This window comes from Sphingobium amiense (genome assembly GCF_003967075.1).
Taxonomy (GTDB): Bacteria; Pseudomonadota; Alphaproteobacteria; order Sphingomonadales; family Sphingomonadaceae; genus Sphingobium; species Sphingobium amiense.
This window is the reverse complement of record NZ_AP018664.1, coordinates 2,403,769-2,421,428: the sequence shown is the minus strand read 5'-3', so window position 1 is coordinate 2,421,428 and position 17,660 is coordinate 2,403,769. Positions and strand designations below refer to the sequence as shown.

Here is a 17,660-nt window from a genome sequence, read left to right as displayed (position 1 = left end):
GGGGCGTGCCCCGCTCGGGAGGCCGCAGATAGGGCGGCGCGCTGGCCCCGTCAAGCGCATTTGTCGCCTTTCCGGGCCTTGCGCCCATCAAAAAGCCCGCCGGACACAGGTGCGTCCGGCGGGCTTTTCATCGGGATGGAGCGGCGCTTATTCGCCGTCGCTCTTCAGCAGGTAATCGCCCGCATCCGCGTCGGTGCCGTGGGTTTCGCCCTCGACAACGCCCAGCGGATCGTCGCCGATCGCCGCTTCCGGACCCTGCGCGAGTTCGGCGGCATGTTCTTCGGCGGCGCTGCGCGGGGCGATGAGGTCCACCTGGCTCGTGCTCCGCAGGGCGGCCCGCAGCGCCGCGTCACGCGACGAGGCGGCGACGCGCATCCGGTTCATGCCAGCGCCTGTGCCCGCCGGGATCAGGCGGCCGACGATGACGTTTTCCTTCAGACCGACGAGCGTGTCCTTCTTGCCCTGAACCGCCGCTTCGGTGAGCACGCGGGTCGTTTCCTGGAAGGACGCGGCCGAGATGAACGAGCGCGTCTGCAGCGAAGCCTTGGTGATGCCGAGCAGCACCGGCTTGCCCGCCGCCGGCTGGAAGCCGGGCTGGAGCTTGCTGTTGATCTCGTCCATTTCCTCGCGGTCGACTTGCTCGCCCACCAGCAGGGTGGTGTCGCCGGACTCGATGATCTCGACCTTCTGCAGCATCTGACGAACGATCGTCTCGATGTGCTTGTCGTTGATCTTCACGCCCTGCAGACGATAGACTTCCTGGATTTCCGCGACCAGATATTCGGCCAGCGGCTCGATGCCGAGCACTTCGAGGATGTCGTGCGGATCGGGCGAACCGCCGATCAGGTTGTCGCCGCGCTTGACATAGTCGCCTTCCTGAACGTCGATCACCTTGCTCTTGGGGATCAGATATTCGACCGGCTCGCCGCCATCTTCGGGGACGATGGCGATCTTGCGCTTCGCCTTATAGTCCTTGAGGAACTGGACGCGGCCGGAGACCTTGGCGATGATCGCATTGTCCTTGGGCTTGCGCGCTTCGAACAGTTCGGCGACGCGCGGCAGACCGCCGGTGATGTCGCGGGTCTTGGCCGCTTCGCGGCTGACGCGCGCCAGCACGTCACCGGCCTGCACCTGCGCACCGTCGTCCACCGACAGCGTCGCACCCACGGCCAGCATGTAGCGGGCCGCTTCGCCCGACTGGTCGTCGAGCAGGGTGAGGCGCGGACGGAGGTCTTCCTTCGAACGGGCCGAGCCACGGAATTCCGTGACGACGCGCTGGGCGATGCCGGTCGCTTCGTCGGTCTGTTCGGTCAGCGTCTTGCCGTCGATCAGATCCTGATACTTCACGATACCGGGCTTTTCCGTAATCACCGGCATGGTGAAGGGGTCCCATTCGGCGATGCGGTCGCCCTGTGCGACCTTGTCGCCATCGGCGAACAGGATGGTCGCGCCATAGGGCAGGCGATGGGTGGCGCGCTCGCGGCCCTCGCTGTCGATGATCGCGATCTCGCCGTTGCGGGCGAGGCTGAGGCGGCGGCCCTGCTTATCGGTGATGGTCGGCATGTCGCGCAGTTCGATCGTGCCGTCCGCCACGGATTCGAGGTTCGACGTTTCGTTGAAGTTCGCCGCGCCGCCGATGTGGAAGGTCCGCATGGTGAGCTGCGTGCCCGGCTCGCCGATGGACTGCGCCGCGATGACGCCGACCGCTTCGCCGATGTTGACCGGGGTGCCGCGGGCGAGGTCACGGCCGTAGCACTTGGCGCACACGCCCATCTTGCTTTCGCAGATGAGAGGGCTGCGGATCTTCACCGCCTGCGTGCCGATGGCCTCGATCTGGGCGATCATGGCTTCGTCCAGCAGGGTGCCGATGGGGATCACCACGCTGCCGTCCTTGCTGTCGACGATGTCCTGCGCCGTGGTGCGGCCCAGAATGCGCTCGCCGAGCGAAGCGATGACGCTGCCGCCCTGGACGATGGCCTTCATCTCCAGCGCCTTGTCGGTGCCGCAATCCTCCTCGACGACGGTGCAGTCCTGCGACACATCGACCAGACGGCGGGTCAGGTAGCCCGAGTTCGCCGTCTTGAGCGCGGTGTCGGCCAGACCCTTGCGGGCGCCGTGGGTGGAGTTGAAATATTCAAGGACGGTCAGGCCTTCCTTGAAGTTCGAGATGATCGGCGTTTCGATGATCTCGCCCGAAGGCTTGGCCATCAGGCCGCGCATGCCCGCGAGCTGCTTCATCTGGGCCTGCGAACCACGGGCACCCGAATGCGCCATCATGTAAATGGAGTTGATCGGGGCCATGCGGCCGGTCTCGTCCTTGGGCTGGGCGCGGATTTCGTCCATCATGGCGTTCGCCACCTGATCGCCGCAACGGCTCCAGGCGTCGATCACCTTGTTGTACTTTTCCTGCTGGGTGATCAGGCCGTCCTGATATTGCTGCTCATAATCGGCCACCAGCGCCTTGGTCTCATCGACATAGGTCGTCTTGCTGTCGGGGATGACCATGTCGTCCTTGCCGAAGCTGATGCCGGCCTGGAACGCGTGGCGGAAGCCCAGCGCCATGATGGCGTCGGCGAACAGCACCGTGTCCTTCTGGCCGGTATGACGATAGACCTGGTCGATGACGTCGCCGATTTCCTTCTTGGTGAGAAGGCGATTGACCACGTCGAATGGCACCTTGTGGCTCTTGGGCAGGCATTCGCCCAGCAGCATGCGGCCCGGAGTGGTCTCGAACCGCTTCATATACTGGTTGCCGGCTTCGTCGGTCTGCGGCACGCGGCTGATGATCTTCGAGTGCAGCGTCACCGCCTTGGCATAGAGCGCCTGATGCACTTCCTGCATGTCGGCCAGCAGCATGCCTTCGCCCGGCTCGCCTTCGCGTTCCATCGACAGATAATAGATGCCCAGCACCATGTCCTGCGACGGCACGATGATCGGCTTGCCGTTGGCGGGCGACAGGATGTTGTTGGTCGACATCATCAGCACGCGGGCTTCGAGCTGGGCTTCCAGCGAAAGCGGAACGTGCACGGCCATCTGGTCGCCGTCGAAGTCGGCGTTGAAGGCCGAGCAGACGAGGGGGTGGAGCTGGATCGCCTTGCCCTCGATCAGCACAGGCTCGAACGCCTGAATGCCGAGGCGGTGGAGCGTCGGCGCGCGGTTCAGCATCACCGGATGCTCGCGGATCACCTCGTCCAGAATGTCCCAGACTTCCTTGCGCTCCTTCTCGACCCATTTTTTCGCCTGCTTGAGGGTCATGGACAGACCCTTGGCGTCGAGGCGGGCGTAGATGAAGGGCTTGAACAGTTCGAGCGCCATCTTCTTCGGCAGGCCGCACTGGTGCAGCTTGAGTTCCGGACCGGTCACGATGACCGAACGGCCCGAATAGTCGACGCGCTTGCCGAGCAGGTTCTGGCGGAAGCGGCCCTGCTTGCCCTTGAGCATGTCGGACAGGGACTTCAGCGGACGCTTGTTCGCGCCGGTGATCACGCGGCCGCGACGGCCATTGTCGAACAGGGCGTCGACCGCTTCCTGCAACATGCGCTTTTCGTTGCGGACGATGATGTCCGGGGCGCGCAGTTCCATCAGCCGCTTCAGGCGGTTGTTGCGGTTGATGACGCGGCGATAGAGGTCGTTGAGGTCCGACGTCGCGAAGCGGCCGCCGTCCAGCGGCACCAGCGGACGCAGTTCGGGCGGGATGACCGGCACGACGTCGAGGATCATCCATTCGGGGCGGTTGCCCGATTCCAGGAAGGACTCAACCACCTTGAGGCGCTTGATGATCTTCTTGGGCTTGAGTTCCGACTTGGTGACGGCCAGTTCGTCCAGCAGCGCCTGCTTCTCGCCCTCAAGGTCGAGGTCCATCAGCATCTGCTTGACCGCTTCCGCGCCGATCCCGGCGGAGAAGGCGTCCTCGCCATATTCGTCCTGCGCGTCGAGCAGTTCGTCTTCGGTCAGAAGCTGGAACTTTTCGAGCGGGGTCAGGCCCGGCTCTGTAACGATGTAGGATTCGAAATAGAGGACGCGCTCAAGCTGCTTCAACTGCATGTCGAGCAGCAGGCCGATGCGCGAGGGCAGCGACTTCAGGAACCAGATGTGCGCGACAGGCGCGGCCAGTTCGATATGGCCCATGCGCTCGCGGCGGACCTTCGACACCGTGACTTCGACACCGCATTTTTCGCAGACGATGCCCTTATACTTCATGCGCTTATACTTGCCGCACAGGCATTCATAATCCTTGATCGGACCGAAGATGCGAGCGCAGAACAGGCCGTCACGCTCGGGCTTGAACGTGCGGTAGTTGATCGTCTCGGGCTTCTTGATCTCGCCGAAGGACCAGGACCGGATGCGCTCGGGCGAAGCCAGACTGATCTGGATCTGGTCGAAGGTTTCCGGCTTCTGGATCGGATTGGCGAAGTTGGTCAGTTCGTTCATTTCGAATTCCTCGAAAGAGATTCTATTGCTTGTTCATATTTCGGCAGCTGTTCGCTAGCGGCACGCCTGTAAGTTTCGTCAACTCTCCTCCTCCATTGCAAATGCTCTCCATCTTGCAATGAATGAGGCAGGCCACGAACCATGCCTGCTCCGTCGATTACTGCTTCCAGTATGCGCTTTGCCTGTTCCTCGACGCGTTCAAGAAGGCGTTTCTTGTCGCCAAGATAACCCCTCACCGTCTCAAAATTTTGATCTACTGTCTTAAAATCCAAGTCGCTACCTGTGAAATTTAGGCCCAGATCGGCAAAGGTGCGTTTGAAGCTAGGAACCACCGTCACGTTATTCTCAGCGCGAACTAGAGCGGTAGACCTTGCGTCAAACATCTGATCCGATCCTCCAATTTCGGAGAAATAGTGGAGGATAACACCATCCTTTTCAATGCGCTCAGACCTGCTTAGGGCATTTCCCTTGGCTTCGATGCAGACCCAATCCGAGTTTTCCACCAACTGGCGGAAAACCGGATTGAGTTCAGTGTCCGAAACTAGCGACAATCCTTACTCCGCCGCCTGCGCGAAGCCGTCGCCGTCTTCCTCGACCTCGTCCATCGCGGCGAGTTCGACGTTGAGGCCCAGCGAGCGCATTTCCTTGACGAGCACGTTGAAGCTTTCGGGGATGCCAGCCTCGAACGTGTCGTCGCCCTTGACGATCGCCTCATAGACCTTGGTGCGGCCGACCACGTCGTCGGACTTCACCGTCAGCATTTCCTGCAGCGTGTAGGCGGCGCCATAGGCCTGGAGCGCCCACACTTCCATCTCACCGAAGCGCTGGCCGCCGAACTGCGCCTTACCGCCCAGCGGCTGCTGGGTGACGAGGCTGTAGGGACCGATGGACCGTGCGTGGATCTTGTCGTCGACGAGGTGGTGGAGCTTGAGCATATAGATGATGCCCACCGTGACCTTGCGGTCGAACCTGTCGCCGGTGCGGCCGTCATACAGGTCCGACTGACCCGACGAATCTAGACCCGCCAGCTCCAGCATCCGCGACACGTCGGCTTCCCGCGCACCGTCGAACACCGGCGTCGCCATCGGCACGCCGCGGCCCAGATGTTCGGCCAGATCGACGATCTGGTCGCCATCGCGGCCCTCGATCTGGTCGGCATACTGCTCGCCATAGGCTTCGAGCAGGCGCTGCTTGACCGCGTCGGGCATCGCCCCGGCCTGCGCGTTCGGGTTGGCTTCGCGCCAATCCTCCAGCGCATGCTTGATCTGCTGGCCAAGGCCGCGCGCGGCCCAGCCCAGATGCGTTTCGAAGATCTGGCCGACGTTCATGCGGCTTGGCACACCCAGCGGGTTGAGCACGATGTCGACATGCGTGCCGTCTTCCAGGAAGGGCATGTCCTCGATCGGCAGGATGCGCGAAATGACGCCCTTGTTGCCGTGACGGCCCGCCATCTTGTCGCCCGGCTGCAGCTTGCGCTTCACCGCGACGAAGACCTTGACCATCTTGAGCACGCCCGGGGGCAGTTCGTCGCCGCGCTGCAGCTTGTCGACGCGATCCTCGAACTTCTCGACGATCAGCTTCACCGCTTCGTCATACTGCGCCTTGACGGCTTCGATGCCGGCCTGACGCTGATCGTCCTCGACGGCGAACTTCCACCATTCGTGCCGCTCGACCTCGCCCAGCAGAGCCTCGTCGATGACCACGCCCTTGCGGACGCCCTTGGGAGCCGCGGACGCGGTCTGGCCCAGCAGCATTTCCTGCAGCCGGTTGAAGGTCGCGCGGTTGAGGATGGCGCGTTCGTCCTCGCGGTCCTTGGCGAGGCGGTCGATTTCCTCCCGCTCGATCGCCATGGCGCGCTCGTCCTTGTCGATGCCGTGGCGGTTGAACACGCGCACTTCCACGACCGTCCCGGCGACGCCCGGAGGCAGGCGCAGCGACGTGTCGCGCACGTCGCTCGCCTTTTCGCCGAAGATCGCGCGGAGCAGCTTTTCTTCCGGCGTCATCGGGCTTTCGCCCTTGGGCGTGATCTTGCCGACCAGGATGTCGCCCGGCTCCACTTCGGCGCCGATATAGACGATGCCCGCTTCGTCGAGGTTGCGGAGCGCTTCCTCACCGACATTCGGGATGTCGCGGGTGATGTCCTCCGGCCCCAGCTTCGTATCGCGGGCCATGACCTCGAACTCCTCGATATGGATCGAGGTGAAGACGTCATCCTTCACGATCCGTTCGGAGATCAGGATCGAGTCTTCGTAGTTGTAGCCGTTCCAGGGCATGAACGCGACGAGCGTGTTGCGGCCCAGCGCCAGCTCGCCGAACTCGGTCGACGGGCCGTCGGCGATCACGTCGCCTGCTTCAATGAGGTCGCCGACCTTCACCAGCGGACGCTGGTTGATGCAGGTGTCCTGATTGGAGCGCTGGAACTTCTGGAGCGTGTAGATGTCGACGCCCGACTGGCCGGGTTCGACATCGCCGGTGGCGCGGATGACGATACGGGTCGCATCGACCTGATCGACGATGCCCGCGCGGCGCGACGCCACGGCTGCGCCGGAGTCACGGGCGACCGTGCCTTCCATGCCGGTGCCGACGAAGGGCGCTTCGGCCTGCACCAGAGGCACGGCCTGACGCTGCATGTTCGATCCCATCAGCGCGCGGTTGGCGTCGTCATTCTCCAGGAACGGAATGAGCGAGGCCGCGACCGACACGAGCTGCTTGGGGCTGACGTCCATCAGCGTGATGTGGTCCTTGGGCGCCATCAGGAATTCGCCCGCTTCCCGCGCGGAGATCAGGTCTTCCACGAAGCTGCCGTCGGCATTCACTTCGGCGTTGGCCTGCGCGATCGTGTGCTTGGCCTCTTCCATGGCGGACAGGTAGACGACATCGTTCGTCACCTTGTTGTCGACGACCTTGCGATAGGGCGTTTCGATGAAGCCATATTTGTTGACGCGGCTGAAGGTGGCGAGGCTGTTAATCAGACCGATGTTCGGGCCTTCGGGCGTCTCGATCGGGCAGATGCGGCCATAGTGGGTCGGGTGAACGTCGCGGACTTCGAAGCCCGCGCGTTCGCGCGTCAGACCGCCCGGCCCGAGCGCCGACACGCGACGCTTGTGCGTCACTTCCGACAGCGGGTTGGTCTGGTCCATGAACTGCGAGAGCTGCGAGGAACCGAAGAACTCACGCACCGCAGCCACGGCGGGCTTGGCGTTGATGAGGTCGTTCGGCATCACGGTCGACACATCGACGCTCGACATGCGTTCCTTGACCGCGCGCTCCATGCGCAGCAGGCCGACGCGATACTGGTTCTCCAGCAGCTCACCGACCGAACGCACGCGGCGGTTGCCGAGATTGTCGATGTCGTCGATTTCGCCCTTGCCGTCCTTGAGGTTCACCAGTTCCTTGACCACGGCGAGGATGTCCTCGGTCCGCAGCGTCGTCACCGTGTCCTCGGCGTCGAGGTCGAGGCGCATGTTCATCTTCACGCGGCCCACGGCCGACAGGTCGTAGCGTTCCGGATCGAAGAACAGCCCGGCGAACAGCGCTTCGGCGGTTTCCTTCGTCGGCGGCTCACCGGGGCGCATGACGCGATAGATGTCGGACAGCGCCTGATCGCGGTCTTCGGCCTTGTCGGCTTTCAGCGTGTTGCGAATCCAGGGGCCAGTGGTGACATGGTCGATGTCGAGCAGCTCGAGGCGGTCGATGCCCGCCTTGTCGAGCTTTTCGAGATTTTCCGGCGACACTTCGTCGCCCGCCTCGATATAGATTTCGCCGGTGCTCTCGTTGATGAGGTCGTAGGCGCTGTAGCGGCCATAGACTTCCTCTGTCGGGATCAGCAGCGTCTCAAGCCCGTCCTTCTCCGCCTTGTTGGCGGCGCGGGGGCTGATCTTGTGGCCGGCGGCGAACACGACTTCACCCGACTTGGCGTCGACGATGTCGAAGGCGGGCTTCAGGCCGCGCCATGCTTCGGCGAGATAGGGGATCTGCCAGCCGCCTTCGCCACGGACATAGGTGACCTTGTTGTAGAACTGGCCCAGAATGTCTTCTGGCGTCAGGCCCAGCGCGAACAGCAGCGCCGTCACCGGCAGCTTGCGCTTGCGGTCGATACGGACGTTGACGATGTCCTTGGCGTCGAACTCGAAGTCGAGCCATGAACCGCGATAGGGGATCACGCGCGCGGCGAACAGATATTTGCCCGACGCATGGGTCTTGCCGCGGTCATGGTCGAACAGGACGCCCGGCGAACGGTGCATCTGGCTGACGATCACGCGCTCGGTGCCGTTGACGATGAAGGTCCCGTTGCCCGTCATGAGCGGCATGTCGCCCATGTAGACGTCCTGCTCCTTGATATCGAGCACGGAGCGGGTTTCGGTGTCGGCGTCCACTTCGAACACGATGAGGCGCAGCGTCACGCGCATCGGCGCGGCGTAGGTGATGCCGCGCTGGCGGCATTCTTCCACGTCATATTTCGGATCTTCGAGTTCGTAGTGAACGAAGTCCATTTCGGCGGTGCCGGCGAAGTCGCGGATCGGGAAGACCGAGCGCAGGGTCTTTTCGAGGCCCGACACATAACCGATCGACGGATCGGACCGCAGGAACTGTTCGTAGCTCTCCCTCTGGACCTCGATCAGGTTCGGCATCTGAACCACTTCGTGAATGTCGCCGAACACCTTGCGGATGCGCTTCTTCGCGCCGGTGTTGCTGATGGGGGGGAGAGCTTTGGTCGCCATGCGTTCCTGCCTGTAACGGTTCGTCGTGTTTTCCCGCATCGCAGCGGAAATTCAGCCCTGTTGCGGTGGAATGACCGGCGATTCGCGCCTGTCATTCCACGCAAAAAAGTGCGGGCCGGGACTGTCCGATCCGCACTGTCAGCGTCTGTAAACCCGCCCAAATTCGCCCAATCCCGCCGGTTCCGGACGCTAGCCGGTGCCGGTCCCCGGGCGATCCGGGGGACGGTCCCTTCCGCCAACGAGCGGCGGGCAGGACCGATTTCCTGATCGCATATAGGAGCAATCTCCTATTTTGTGAAGAGGCTCCATCGCCCTCCCGCCAGCATCGCTCCGCCCAGCGCCAGACCGGCATAGGCGATGACGATCCCGGCAAGGCCGCCGCCCGCCGCCAGCATCATGTCGGTCAGCATCGGCGCCAGCGCGCCCACCAGACTCGCTACCGCGACCGCCGTGCCCAGCAGGGCAGGGAATCGCGCGCCCGGCGCGACCTCGGCGATCATCATCGCGCCGGTCTGGCCCGGCAGCGCGCTCGCCACGCCCCACAGCAGCACGAAGGCGGCGACGCCCGCCATCCCGAACGGTCCCGCCGCCAGCAGCGCCGCGCTTCCCCCCGCGAGCATCAGGCCACTGCGCGCGAACGCTTCTCTGCCCCCGATCCTGTCGGCGACCCACCCTCCGGCGAGCAGGGCGGGCAGCCCCATGAAGTTCGCAATGCCAAAAGCCGTTACTGCCTGCCCATGGCTCAGCCCTTGCCGCATCAGCCCATCGACCAGGGCGAAAAGGATGCCGTTGATCGACAGTTGCACCATGGTCATCGCGGCCGTCACCTGCACCGCGCCGGGGCGCGGCAAGACCGCTGTCCGCCCGGCATCTGGCGCATCGGCCCCGGTAGCGAGGCCGCGCCGTACGACCAGCAGCAACGGCATCGTCGCCAGCATCGCCGCGCTCGCCAGCATCATCGCCGTGCGCCAGTGCCATAGGTCCGCGATCAGCGTCAGCGCGGGCGGCATGATCGCGCCGCCCAATATCGTCGCGCCCAGAAACAGCGCCAGCGCCCCGCCCCGCCGCTGCGGCATGTCGCGGGTGATGATCGCGATGCCCGGCACGATGGTCGAACCCGCAATTCCCGCCCCCGTCAGTGCGAGCGCCGCCGTCAGCCATATCCTATCCTGCGCCATCGCCGCGCCCAGCCATCCTGCCGCCGCCAGCGCGATGCCGCCCGCGATCACCGCACGCGCATCCATCCGCCCGATCAGCCGGCCGACGATGAGGTTCCCGCCGCTCATCGCCACCAGCAGAACAGTCGCCGCCAGACCGAGGGAGCCGAAATCGCCCGTCATGTGCGGCAGGATCGCGGGCAGCGTCATCAGCGTCCCGCCCTGCACAATCAGGGCGATGACCGACAGGACCAGAACGGACGGGGCCAGAACGGACGGGGCAGAAACGGAAGGGGATCGGGGAGCGCGCACAGGTTTCCAGTATCCATAAACCGCCCGGCCTTAACGCAAATTTTGTCCGATTCGTCCAAGGCTCGCAAAAATATGCCGTGATACGGCACTTCTGACCTTCGCCCGAAACAGGACTGCCCCCGTGATTCGCACGGAAGATATTTACGACGCCGCCGCCGACGATGACGCCTTCGCCCGGCTCGCGGCCCTGCTGGCCGAAGCCGCGGGCGCGCGTTCCGCCGTGCTGCACTGGGGGCGCAGGCCCGGCGACGCGACCGAAATCAGCTATTCGGGCTATTTCACGGCCGACCAGATGGCCGTCTATGACGAGGAATTTCAGGACGACGACCTGTGGGGCGGGGCGCTGGACGGGCGACCGTCCAACCGCGTCTGGGCCTTCGACTCGATGGTGCCCGACAGCGCCTATGAAGGCAGCCGCATATATAATGAATGGATACGCCCGATGGGCGACGACACCTTTCGCTGCCTTGGCGGCGTCGTCCAGCATGGCGAGGCGGTTGGCCATGTCGGCCTGCATCGCGGGCGGACGCAGCGCGCCTTCGACGCGCGCGAGGTTGCGATGGTGCAGGATCAGGTCGGCCATCTCGGCCGCATGTTCGACATCCGGCGCAAGCTCGACCGCGCGGTGCATCATGGCCGGGCGCTTCATGCCACGCTCGACCTGCTGGACCATGCCGTTTTCACCCTCGCGACGGACGGCCTGATCGTCGCCAGCAACCGCACAGCCGACGCGATGCTGCGAACGGGCGATGCGCTGCTGCTGCGACGGCGGCGGATCGCTGCGCGCGACCCGCGTGACGAGGCCCGGCTTTTCTCCGCGCTGCGCGCCGCCGCCGCCCGTGACGCCACGCAGGCGAGCGCGATTGCGCTGCATCGGGAACGGGGCGCGCCCTATATGGCGTCCATCGCCGCCATCTGGACCGGGCAGCAGCGGCAGATCGTGATGATCGTCACCGATCCTCATGGCCGCGACGCGAGCCTCGCCGACCGGGTGCGCGCGCTCTATGGTCTCACCGCAGCCGAAGCGGACATCGTCGTCGGCCTTGCGGACGGCAAGGCGGTGGAAACCGTGGCGCAGGAACGGGCGGTGTCGCTCGCTACCGTGCGCTCGCAGCTCAAGGCCATCTACCTCAAGATGGACGTCACCCGTCAGTCCGAACTGGTCGCCCGCATCGCCCGCCTGCCGCGCTTCCCGCTCGCCGACTGAAGCGGGCCGGGTCAGGGCGCTGACGCGTTCGCAGGCGCTTCGGGCGGCACGATCTTCACGGTTTCGAACCGCTCCCTGCGCCGGACGCCCGCCAGCCCCGCATCGGTAGGGGCGACCGGCGGCACGGCCACCGGCACGCGCTGGCGCATACAGTCGTTGCGGTTCGCGCGCGGCGTCCGGGCGCAATTCCACAGCGCGCGCTGCAACCCGCTGCCCGCATCGTGAATGTAGGAAAAGCGCATCGCCGCCATGTCCGCCAGCGTCAGCGGCACCTGTCTGGGCGCTTCGCCCGCGACCCAGCCCATGATCCGGCACTGCGTCCGCCCGGCGCAGAAAGTGCGCGCCAGTTCCGGCCAGCGATCGGGCGCACTGCCGCGCGGCAGCTCGACGAGGAAGCTGCGCGCGTCCGCGATGGAGATCAGCTTCACCCCCGCCACGCTCTTGCCCAGCGCCTCCATCCCCACCTGTTCGGGATGCGCGGCCAGCGCGCTTGCGCCTTCAGACAGCGGCAGGGGCAATCCGCCCCCCGGCATCGCCCGGTGCGCCCTCGACAGCATCGCGATCTTCGGCACCACCGGCTCCCCCGGCGTGCGCCCGAAGCGGAAGGCTGGCGGCGTTCCCCACCAGCCGCGCCAGCGGAAGAAGAGATGCGTGCCCACTGCCGTGATCTTGTCGAGACTGCCGCTCCAGTAAGGCACCACCCAGTCGGTGTGATAATGGGTGGCATAGCCCACCGGCTGGAACACCTTGCCCGCCAGCGCCGCGCGTGCAATCTCCTGCGCCCGGCTCCATGCGGCAGCGCCCGGCACCCGCGCCAGCGCGCCGTCGCAGGTGAAGGTGAACTGGCAGCCCGTGCGCCGTTCCTGCCCCTGAAACACGACGCCGCATACCGTCTTGGGGAAGGCGGGATGGCGCACGCGGTTCAGCACCACCTGCGCCACCGCCCGTTCGCCCACGGTATCGTCGCCTGCTTCATAAAGCTGCGCCGCCGCAAGGCAGTCGGTCGCGCGCGCGAAATCGCCCTCATCTCCTGCAAAGAGGAAAGGCCGCGCCGCCGGATTGGGATCGCGGGAAAAGGGGATTTTCGCGTTGAAGGCGCGCGCCTCAGCAGGATCGAGCGCGAACACCTGCACAGGCTCGACCGGCGGCGGCGCGGCGCGGGGTCCGCGCAGCCGCGCCCCCGCCGCCACTGCCTCGAAGGGCCGGTCCGCTCCGGTTGCGCGCGGACGGCTTTCCCAATGGGCGACCGCCATCGGCAGACCGATGAAGATCAGCGCCCAGACCAGCCACATGACCGCATGTGGCCGGGCGGGGGTGTCCGCATTGCTCATGACAAAAAGACCGGACCTGCGTTCCTATTCCGGCAGGAAGTCGGGCACCGACAGGTAACGCTCGCCAGTGTCGTAGTTGAAGCCCAGCACGCGGCTGCCCGCAGGCAGTTCCTTCAGCTTCTGCGCGATTGCCGCCAGCGTCGCGCCGGACGAAATGCCCACCAGCATCCCTTCCTCCCGCGCCGCGCGCCGCGCATAGTCCTTGGCGTCGGCGGGATCGACCTGGATCACGCCGTCGAGCAATTGCGTATGGAGGTTTGCCGGGACGAAACCGGCGCCGATGCCCTGTATCGGATGCGGCCCCGGTTGCCCGCCGCTGATGACCGGGGACAGCGTCGGCTCCACCGCGAACACCTTGAGGTCGGGCCACGCCTTCTTGAGCACCTGCGCCGTCCCGGTGATATGACCGCCCGTGCCCACGCCCGTCACCAGCGCGTCGATGGGCGCGTCGCCGAAGTCGGTCAGGATCTCGACCGCCGTCGTATGAACATGCACGTCGATATTGGCGGGGTTTTCGAACTGCTGCGGCATCCAGCTTCCCGGCGTCTGGCTCACCAGTTCCAGCGCGCGTTCGATCGCGCCCTTCATGCCCTTCTCGCGCGGGGTGAGGTCGAAGGTCGCGCCATAGGCGAGCATCAGCCGCCGCCGTTCGATCGACATGCTTTCGGGCATGACCAGCACCAGCTTATAGCCCTTGACCGCCGCCACCATGGCGAGGCCGACGCCGGTATTGCCCGATGTCGGTTCGATGATGGTGCCGCCGGGCTTGAGGTCGCCCGAAGCCTCCGCCGCCTCGATCATGGCGAGCGCGATGCGGTCCTTGATCGACCCGCCGGGGTTCGACCGTTCCGACTTGATCCACACTTCAGCATCGCCGAACAGGCGCTGCACGCGGATATGCGGCGTGTTGCCGATGGTTTCGAGTATCGAGGCAGCTTTCACGACTCTTTCTCCTGATGGATGTCCGCTCGCCCGATGTCGGGTGGATCGAAACTATGCGCAAGGCGCAACTCTGGAAAGAGCCGTGCCCAGTAAAGCGTGATGAGGATCGCGCCGATGCCCCCGCCGATCACCGCCGCCACCGGCCCGACCAGCGCTGCGAGGAACCCGCTTTCCGCCTCGCCCAGTTCGTTGGACGCGGAAATGGTCAGCTGCGACAGGCTCGACACGCGGCCGCGCATGGCGTCGGGCGTATGGATCTGCACGAGCGACTGGCGCACGAACACCGATACCATGTCTGCACCGCCCAATACGATGAGGGCAGCGATGCCCACTTCAACCGCGATGGATCGTGGCAGGAACGCGGTGCAGCCGAAGGCGATGGTGGCGAGGCCGAACAGGATGACCGCACCCAGCATCTTCAGGCCGACATGCGTCTTCATCGGCCGGAAGGAGAACCACAGCGCCGTCACCGCCGCACCGATGCCGGGCGAGGCGGCGAGGTGGCCGAGGCCCGTCGATCCCACCTGCAATATGTCGCGGGCATAGACCGGCAGCAGCGCCGTCGCGCCTGCCAGCAGCACCGCGAACAGGTCCAGCGTGATCGTGGCGAGCACCAGCCGGTTGCCCTTCACATAGGTGACGCCGTCGATCATCTGGCGGACCGGATGGCGGCTGGTGTCGCGCTGCGGCTGCGGCACCCTGCCGATGAAGAACATCGCGACGAGGGCGAAGCCGTAAAGCCCCGCCGCCAGCGCATAGGCGCCCCATGGCGTCGCGGCATAGGCATATCCGCCCACCGCCGGGCCTGCGATCATCCCCGTCTGCCACGCGACGCTGGAAATGGCGATGGCGTTGGGCAGCACCTCCACCGGCACCAGATTGGGCGCCAGCGCGCCATAGGCCGGACCGTTGAACGCCCGCGCCACGCCCACGATCACCGCGATCCCGAAGATCAGCGGCAGGCTGACCCAGCCCTCATAGGTCGCGAAGGCCAGCAGTCCCGCCGCCGCCGTCAGCAGCGCAAGCGTGACGCGCGTGATCGCCCGCCGGTCATAATGATCCGCCACCCATCCCGTCACCGGGGTCAGGAAAAAGAGCGGCAGGAACTGCGCGAGGCCGATGAGGCCGAGCTGCGCCGAAGCACCTGCCGTCGACATCGTTTCGCGTGCGATATTATAGGCCTGCCACCCCAGCACGATCATCATGCTATATTGCGCCAGAACGGCGGCGAACCGCCCGACCAGATAGGCCCGGAAATTGCCGAAGGTCAGCGGGTGGCGCGGGGCGGGGGGGATGCTCATCGCCTCCCGCCTTAGCCGCCGCGCGCAGTGTCAGGCAACGGGGAAGGGACTGCGGACGATCAGCTTTTCTTGGGCAGCTATGAGCGATGCTTGTCGAAGCGGCCGCCGGACGGTCATAACGCGAATGTCACATGCCCGTCGGCGTCGATGCGCCATGCCGGGTTCCACGCGATCTCCCACGCATGATCGTCGGGATCGGCGACATAGCCTCGAAAGCCGCCATGCGGCGGGGCGTCGGCCGGTCTCAAAAGGCTGCCGCCCGCCTCGACCAGCCGCTCCATCAGGGGTGCGACATCGGCCTGGTCCGCGACATTATGCGCGAGGGAAAAGGCGCCCGGAGACACGAGGCCGTGCCTGCCCATGTCCGTTTCCAGCGCCGACTTTTCAAAGGTTCCGAGCACGAAACCGTTCATCTGGTAGAAGATGATCTCGTCATTCTCGAACACCGGCTTCCACCCGAAGCCTTCGGTGTAGAAGAGCCGCGACCGGGCGAGTGCGCTGACGCCGAGCGTGATGACGGAAATCTGCTGTTGCATGTCCGGCTGTCTACATCGCTGTCGCTTTATTTGAACAGGCTTCCCAAAATGCCCCGCACCAGCTTGCCCGCGATCCCGCCGGAGGAGGAGCGGCGGCTAGACCCGCCGAACACCGCGCGGCCCAGTTCGTTGGCGACCTGACGCCCGACCGAGGAGGCGGCGGAGCGGGTGGCGGACTGCACCGCTTTCTCGAACGCGCCGGGCTTGGCGGCTTCCCGCGCCGCCGCCGCGTCGCGCCGCGCCTGTTCCTTCAATTCCGCCTCGCGCTGCTTCGCCTCCACTTTGGCCTGCGCAGCCGCAGCCTTGTCGGCCTCCGCATTCGCCTTGGCCGCCTGCGCCGCCGCGGCCGCCGCCTGCCCCCGCGCGGAGAGGATTTCTTCCGCCGACTCGCGGTTCATTGCCTCGTCATATTTGCCCGCGCAGGGCGAGATCGACTGGATGATCGCCCGTTCTTTCGACTCCAGCGGCCCGAGCCGTGAGCGGGGCGGGGCGATGAGCGTGCGCTGGACGATGCCGGGCGACCCGTCCTCCTGCAACAGCGACACCAGCGCCTCGCCCACCTTGAGTTCGGTGATCGCCGTTTCGACATTCAGGTCCGGGTTGATGCGGAACGTCTCCGCCGCTGCCTTGATCGCCTTCTGGTCGCGCGGGGTGAAGGCGCGCAGCGCATGCTGCACCCGGTTGCCGAGCTGCCCCGCCACATCCTCCGGGATGTCGATCGGGTTCTGCGTGACGAAATAGACGCCCACGCCCTTCGACCGGATCAGCCGCACGACCTGCTCGATCTTGTCGGTGAGCGCCTTGGGCGCATCCTCGAACAGCAGGTGCGCCTCGTCGAAGAAGAAGACGAGCACCGGCTTGTCGGGATCGCCCACCTCGGGCAGCGTCTCGAACAGTTCGGACAGCAGCCACAGCAGGAACGTCGCGTAGAGCTTTGGACTCTGCATTAGCTTGTCGGCGGCAAGGACGTTGATATAGCCGCGCCCCTTCTCATCCACCTGCAGCATGTCGTGGATGTCGAGCGCGGGTTCGCCGAAAAAATGGTCGCCGCCCTGGGCTTCCAGTTGCAGCAACTGCCGCTGGATCGCGCCGACGCTGGCCTTCGTCACATTGCCGTAGCGCGCCGAGAGCGCATCGGCATTCTCCGCGCAATAAGCGAGCATCGCCTGAAGATCGCCGAGATCGAGCAGCAGCAGCCCTTCCTCGTCGGCATATTTGAAAGCGATCGACAGCACGCCTTCCTGTGTTTCATTAAGGCCCATGAGGCGGGCGAGCAGCAGCGGCCCCATTTCGCTGACGGTCGTGCGGACAGGATGGCCCTGTTGCCCGTAAAGATCCCAGAAGATCGCCGGATTGTCGGCATAGGCATAGTCGATAACGCCGATTTCCGCCGCGCGTGCGACCAGCCTGTCAGCATTCTTGGCGGTGGGGGAACCCGCCATGGAGATGCCCGCAAGGTCGCCCTTCACATCCGCGAGGAACACCGGCACGCCAAGGGCGGAAAAGCTCTCGGCAATCCCCTGCAACGTCACCGTCTTGCCCGTGCCTGTCGCGCCCGCGATCAGGCCGTGCCGGTTTGCGCGGCGCAGGTTCAGATATTGGGGGATGCCGCCATCCTTCTCCGGCGCGCCCAGTCCGATGAAGATCCCATCGCTCATCCCCGACATCCTTCCCAAAAAGAAGACCCGTTCGCCCCAAGCCGCCGACGCTTCGGCAAGGCTC

Annotated in this window: 10 protein-coding genes; 1 reads left to right on the top strand and 9 read right to left on the bottom strand. The window is 65.2% G+C overall.

Annotated elements, in window-relative coordinates; genetic code table 11:
- Positions 1 to 147: 147 nt before the first annotated feature.
- From rpoC to SAMIE_RS11585, 4 genes are all read right to left on the bottom strand, one after another.
- Positions 148 to 4,431, bottom strand: coding sequence for a DNA-directed RNA polymerase subunit beta' (gene rpoC, locus SAMIE_RS11600; RefSeq protein ID WP_066699161.1), 4,284 nt, complete (start codon positions 4,429 to 4,431; stop codon positions 148 to 150).
- Entirely contained in the window at positions 4,428 to 4,982 is a 555-nt protein-coding gene (locus SAMIE_RS11595) for a hypothetical protein (RefSeq protein ID WP_126516823.1), read from the bottom strand. Before SAMIE_RS11595 ends, rpoC begins: the two co-directional genes overlap by 4 nt.
- A gap of 3 nt (positions 4,983 to 4,985) precedes the next feature.
- Positions 4,986 to 9,152 carry a DNA-directed RNA polymerase subunit beta gene (gene rpoB / locus SAMIE_RS11590; protein WP_066699163.1) on the bottom strand — a complete coding sequence of 1,389 codons (4,167 nt, stop codon included), beginning with the start codon at positions 9,150 to 9,152 and terminating at the stop codon, positions 4,986 to 4,988.
- Between the two features lie 287 nt (positions 9,153 to 9,439).
- On the bottom strand, positions 9,440 to 10,621 hold the full coding sequence (locus SAMIE_RS11585; protein WP_083952436.1) for an MFS transporter: 1,182 nt from the start codon (positions 10,619 to 10,621) through the stop codon (positions 9,440 to 9,442).
- Between the two features lie 121 nt (positions 10,622 to 10,742).
- Between SAMIE_RS11585 and SAMIE_RS11580 the strand changes: the two genes are divergently transcribed.
- The gene (locus SAMIE_RS11580) at positions 10,743 to 11,828 is read left to right on the top strand and encodes a helix-turn-helix transcriptional regulator (protein ID WP_066699165.1); all 1,086 of its coding nucleotides are present in this window, start codon (positions 10,743 to 10,745) and stop codon (positions 11,826 to 11,828) included.
- An 11-nt stretch (positions 11,829 to 11,839) separates the two neighbouring features.
- Here SAMIE_RS11580 and SAMIE_RS11575 read toward each other — a convergent pair whose 3' ends face one another.
- From SAMIE_RS11575 to SAMIE_RS11555, 5 genes are all read right to left on the bottom strand, one after another.
- Entirely contained in the window at positions 11,840 to 13,159 is a 1,320-nt protein-coding gene (locus SAMIE_RS11575) for a cell wall hydrolase (protein WP_066699166.1), read from the bottom strand.
- Positions 13,160 to 13,183: 24 nt separating this feature from the next.
- Positions 13,184 to 14,101, bottom strand: coding sequence for a cysteine synthase A (gene cysK / locus SAMIE_RS11570; RefSeq protein ID WP_066699168.1), 918 nt, complete (start codon positions 14,099 to 14,101; stop codon positions 13,184 to 13,186).
- Positions 14,098 to 15,402 carry an MFS transporter gene (locus SAMIE_RS11565; RefSeq protein ID WP_066699176.1) on the bottom strand — a complete coding sequence of 435 codons (1,305 nt, stop codon included), beginning with the start codon at positions 15,400 to 15,402 and terminating at the stop codon, positions 14,098 to 14,100. Before SAMIE_RS11565 ends, cysK begins: the two co-directional genes overlap by 4 nt.
- A 113-nt stretch (positions 15,403 to 15,515) precedes the next feature.
- On the bottom strand, positions 15,516 to 15,938 hold the full coding sequence (locus tag SAMIE_RS11560) for a VOC family protein (RefSeq protein WP_066699179.1): 423 nt from the start codon (positions 15,936 to 15,938) through the stop codon (positions 15,516 to 15,518).
- A 26-nt stretch (positions 15,939 to 15,964) separates the two neighbouring features.
- Entirely contained in the window at positions 15,965 to 17,596 is a 1,632-nt protein-coding gene (locus SAMIE_RS11555; protein ID WP_066699181.1) for a helicase HerA-like domain-containing protein, read from the bottom strand.
- Positions 17,597 to 17,660 lie beyond the last annotated feature (64 nt).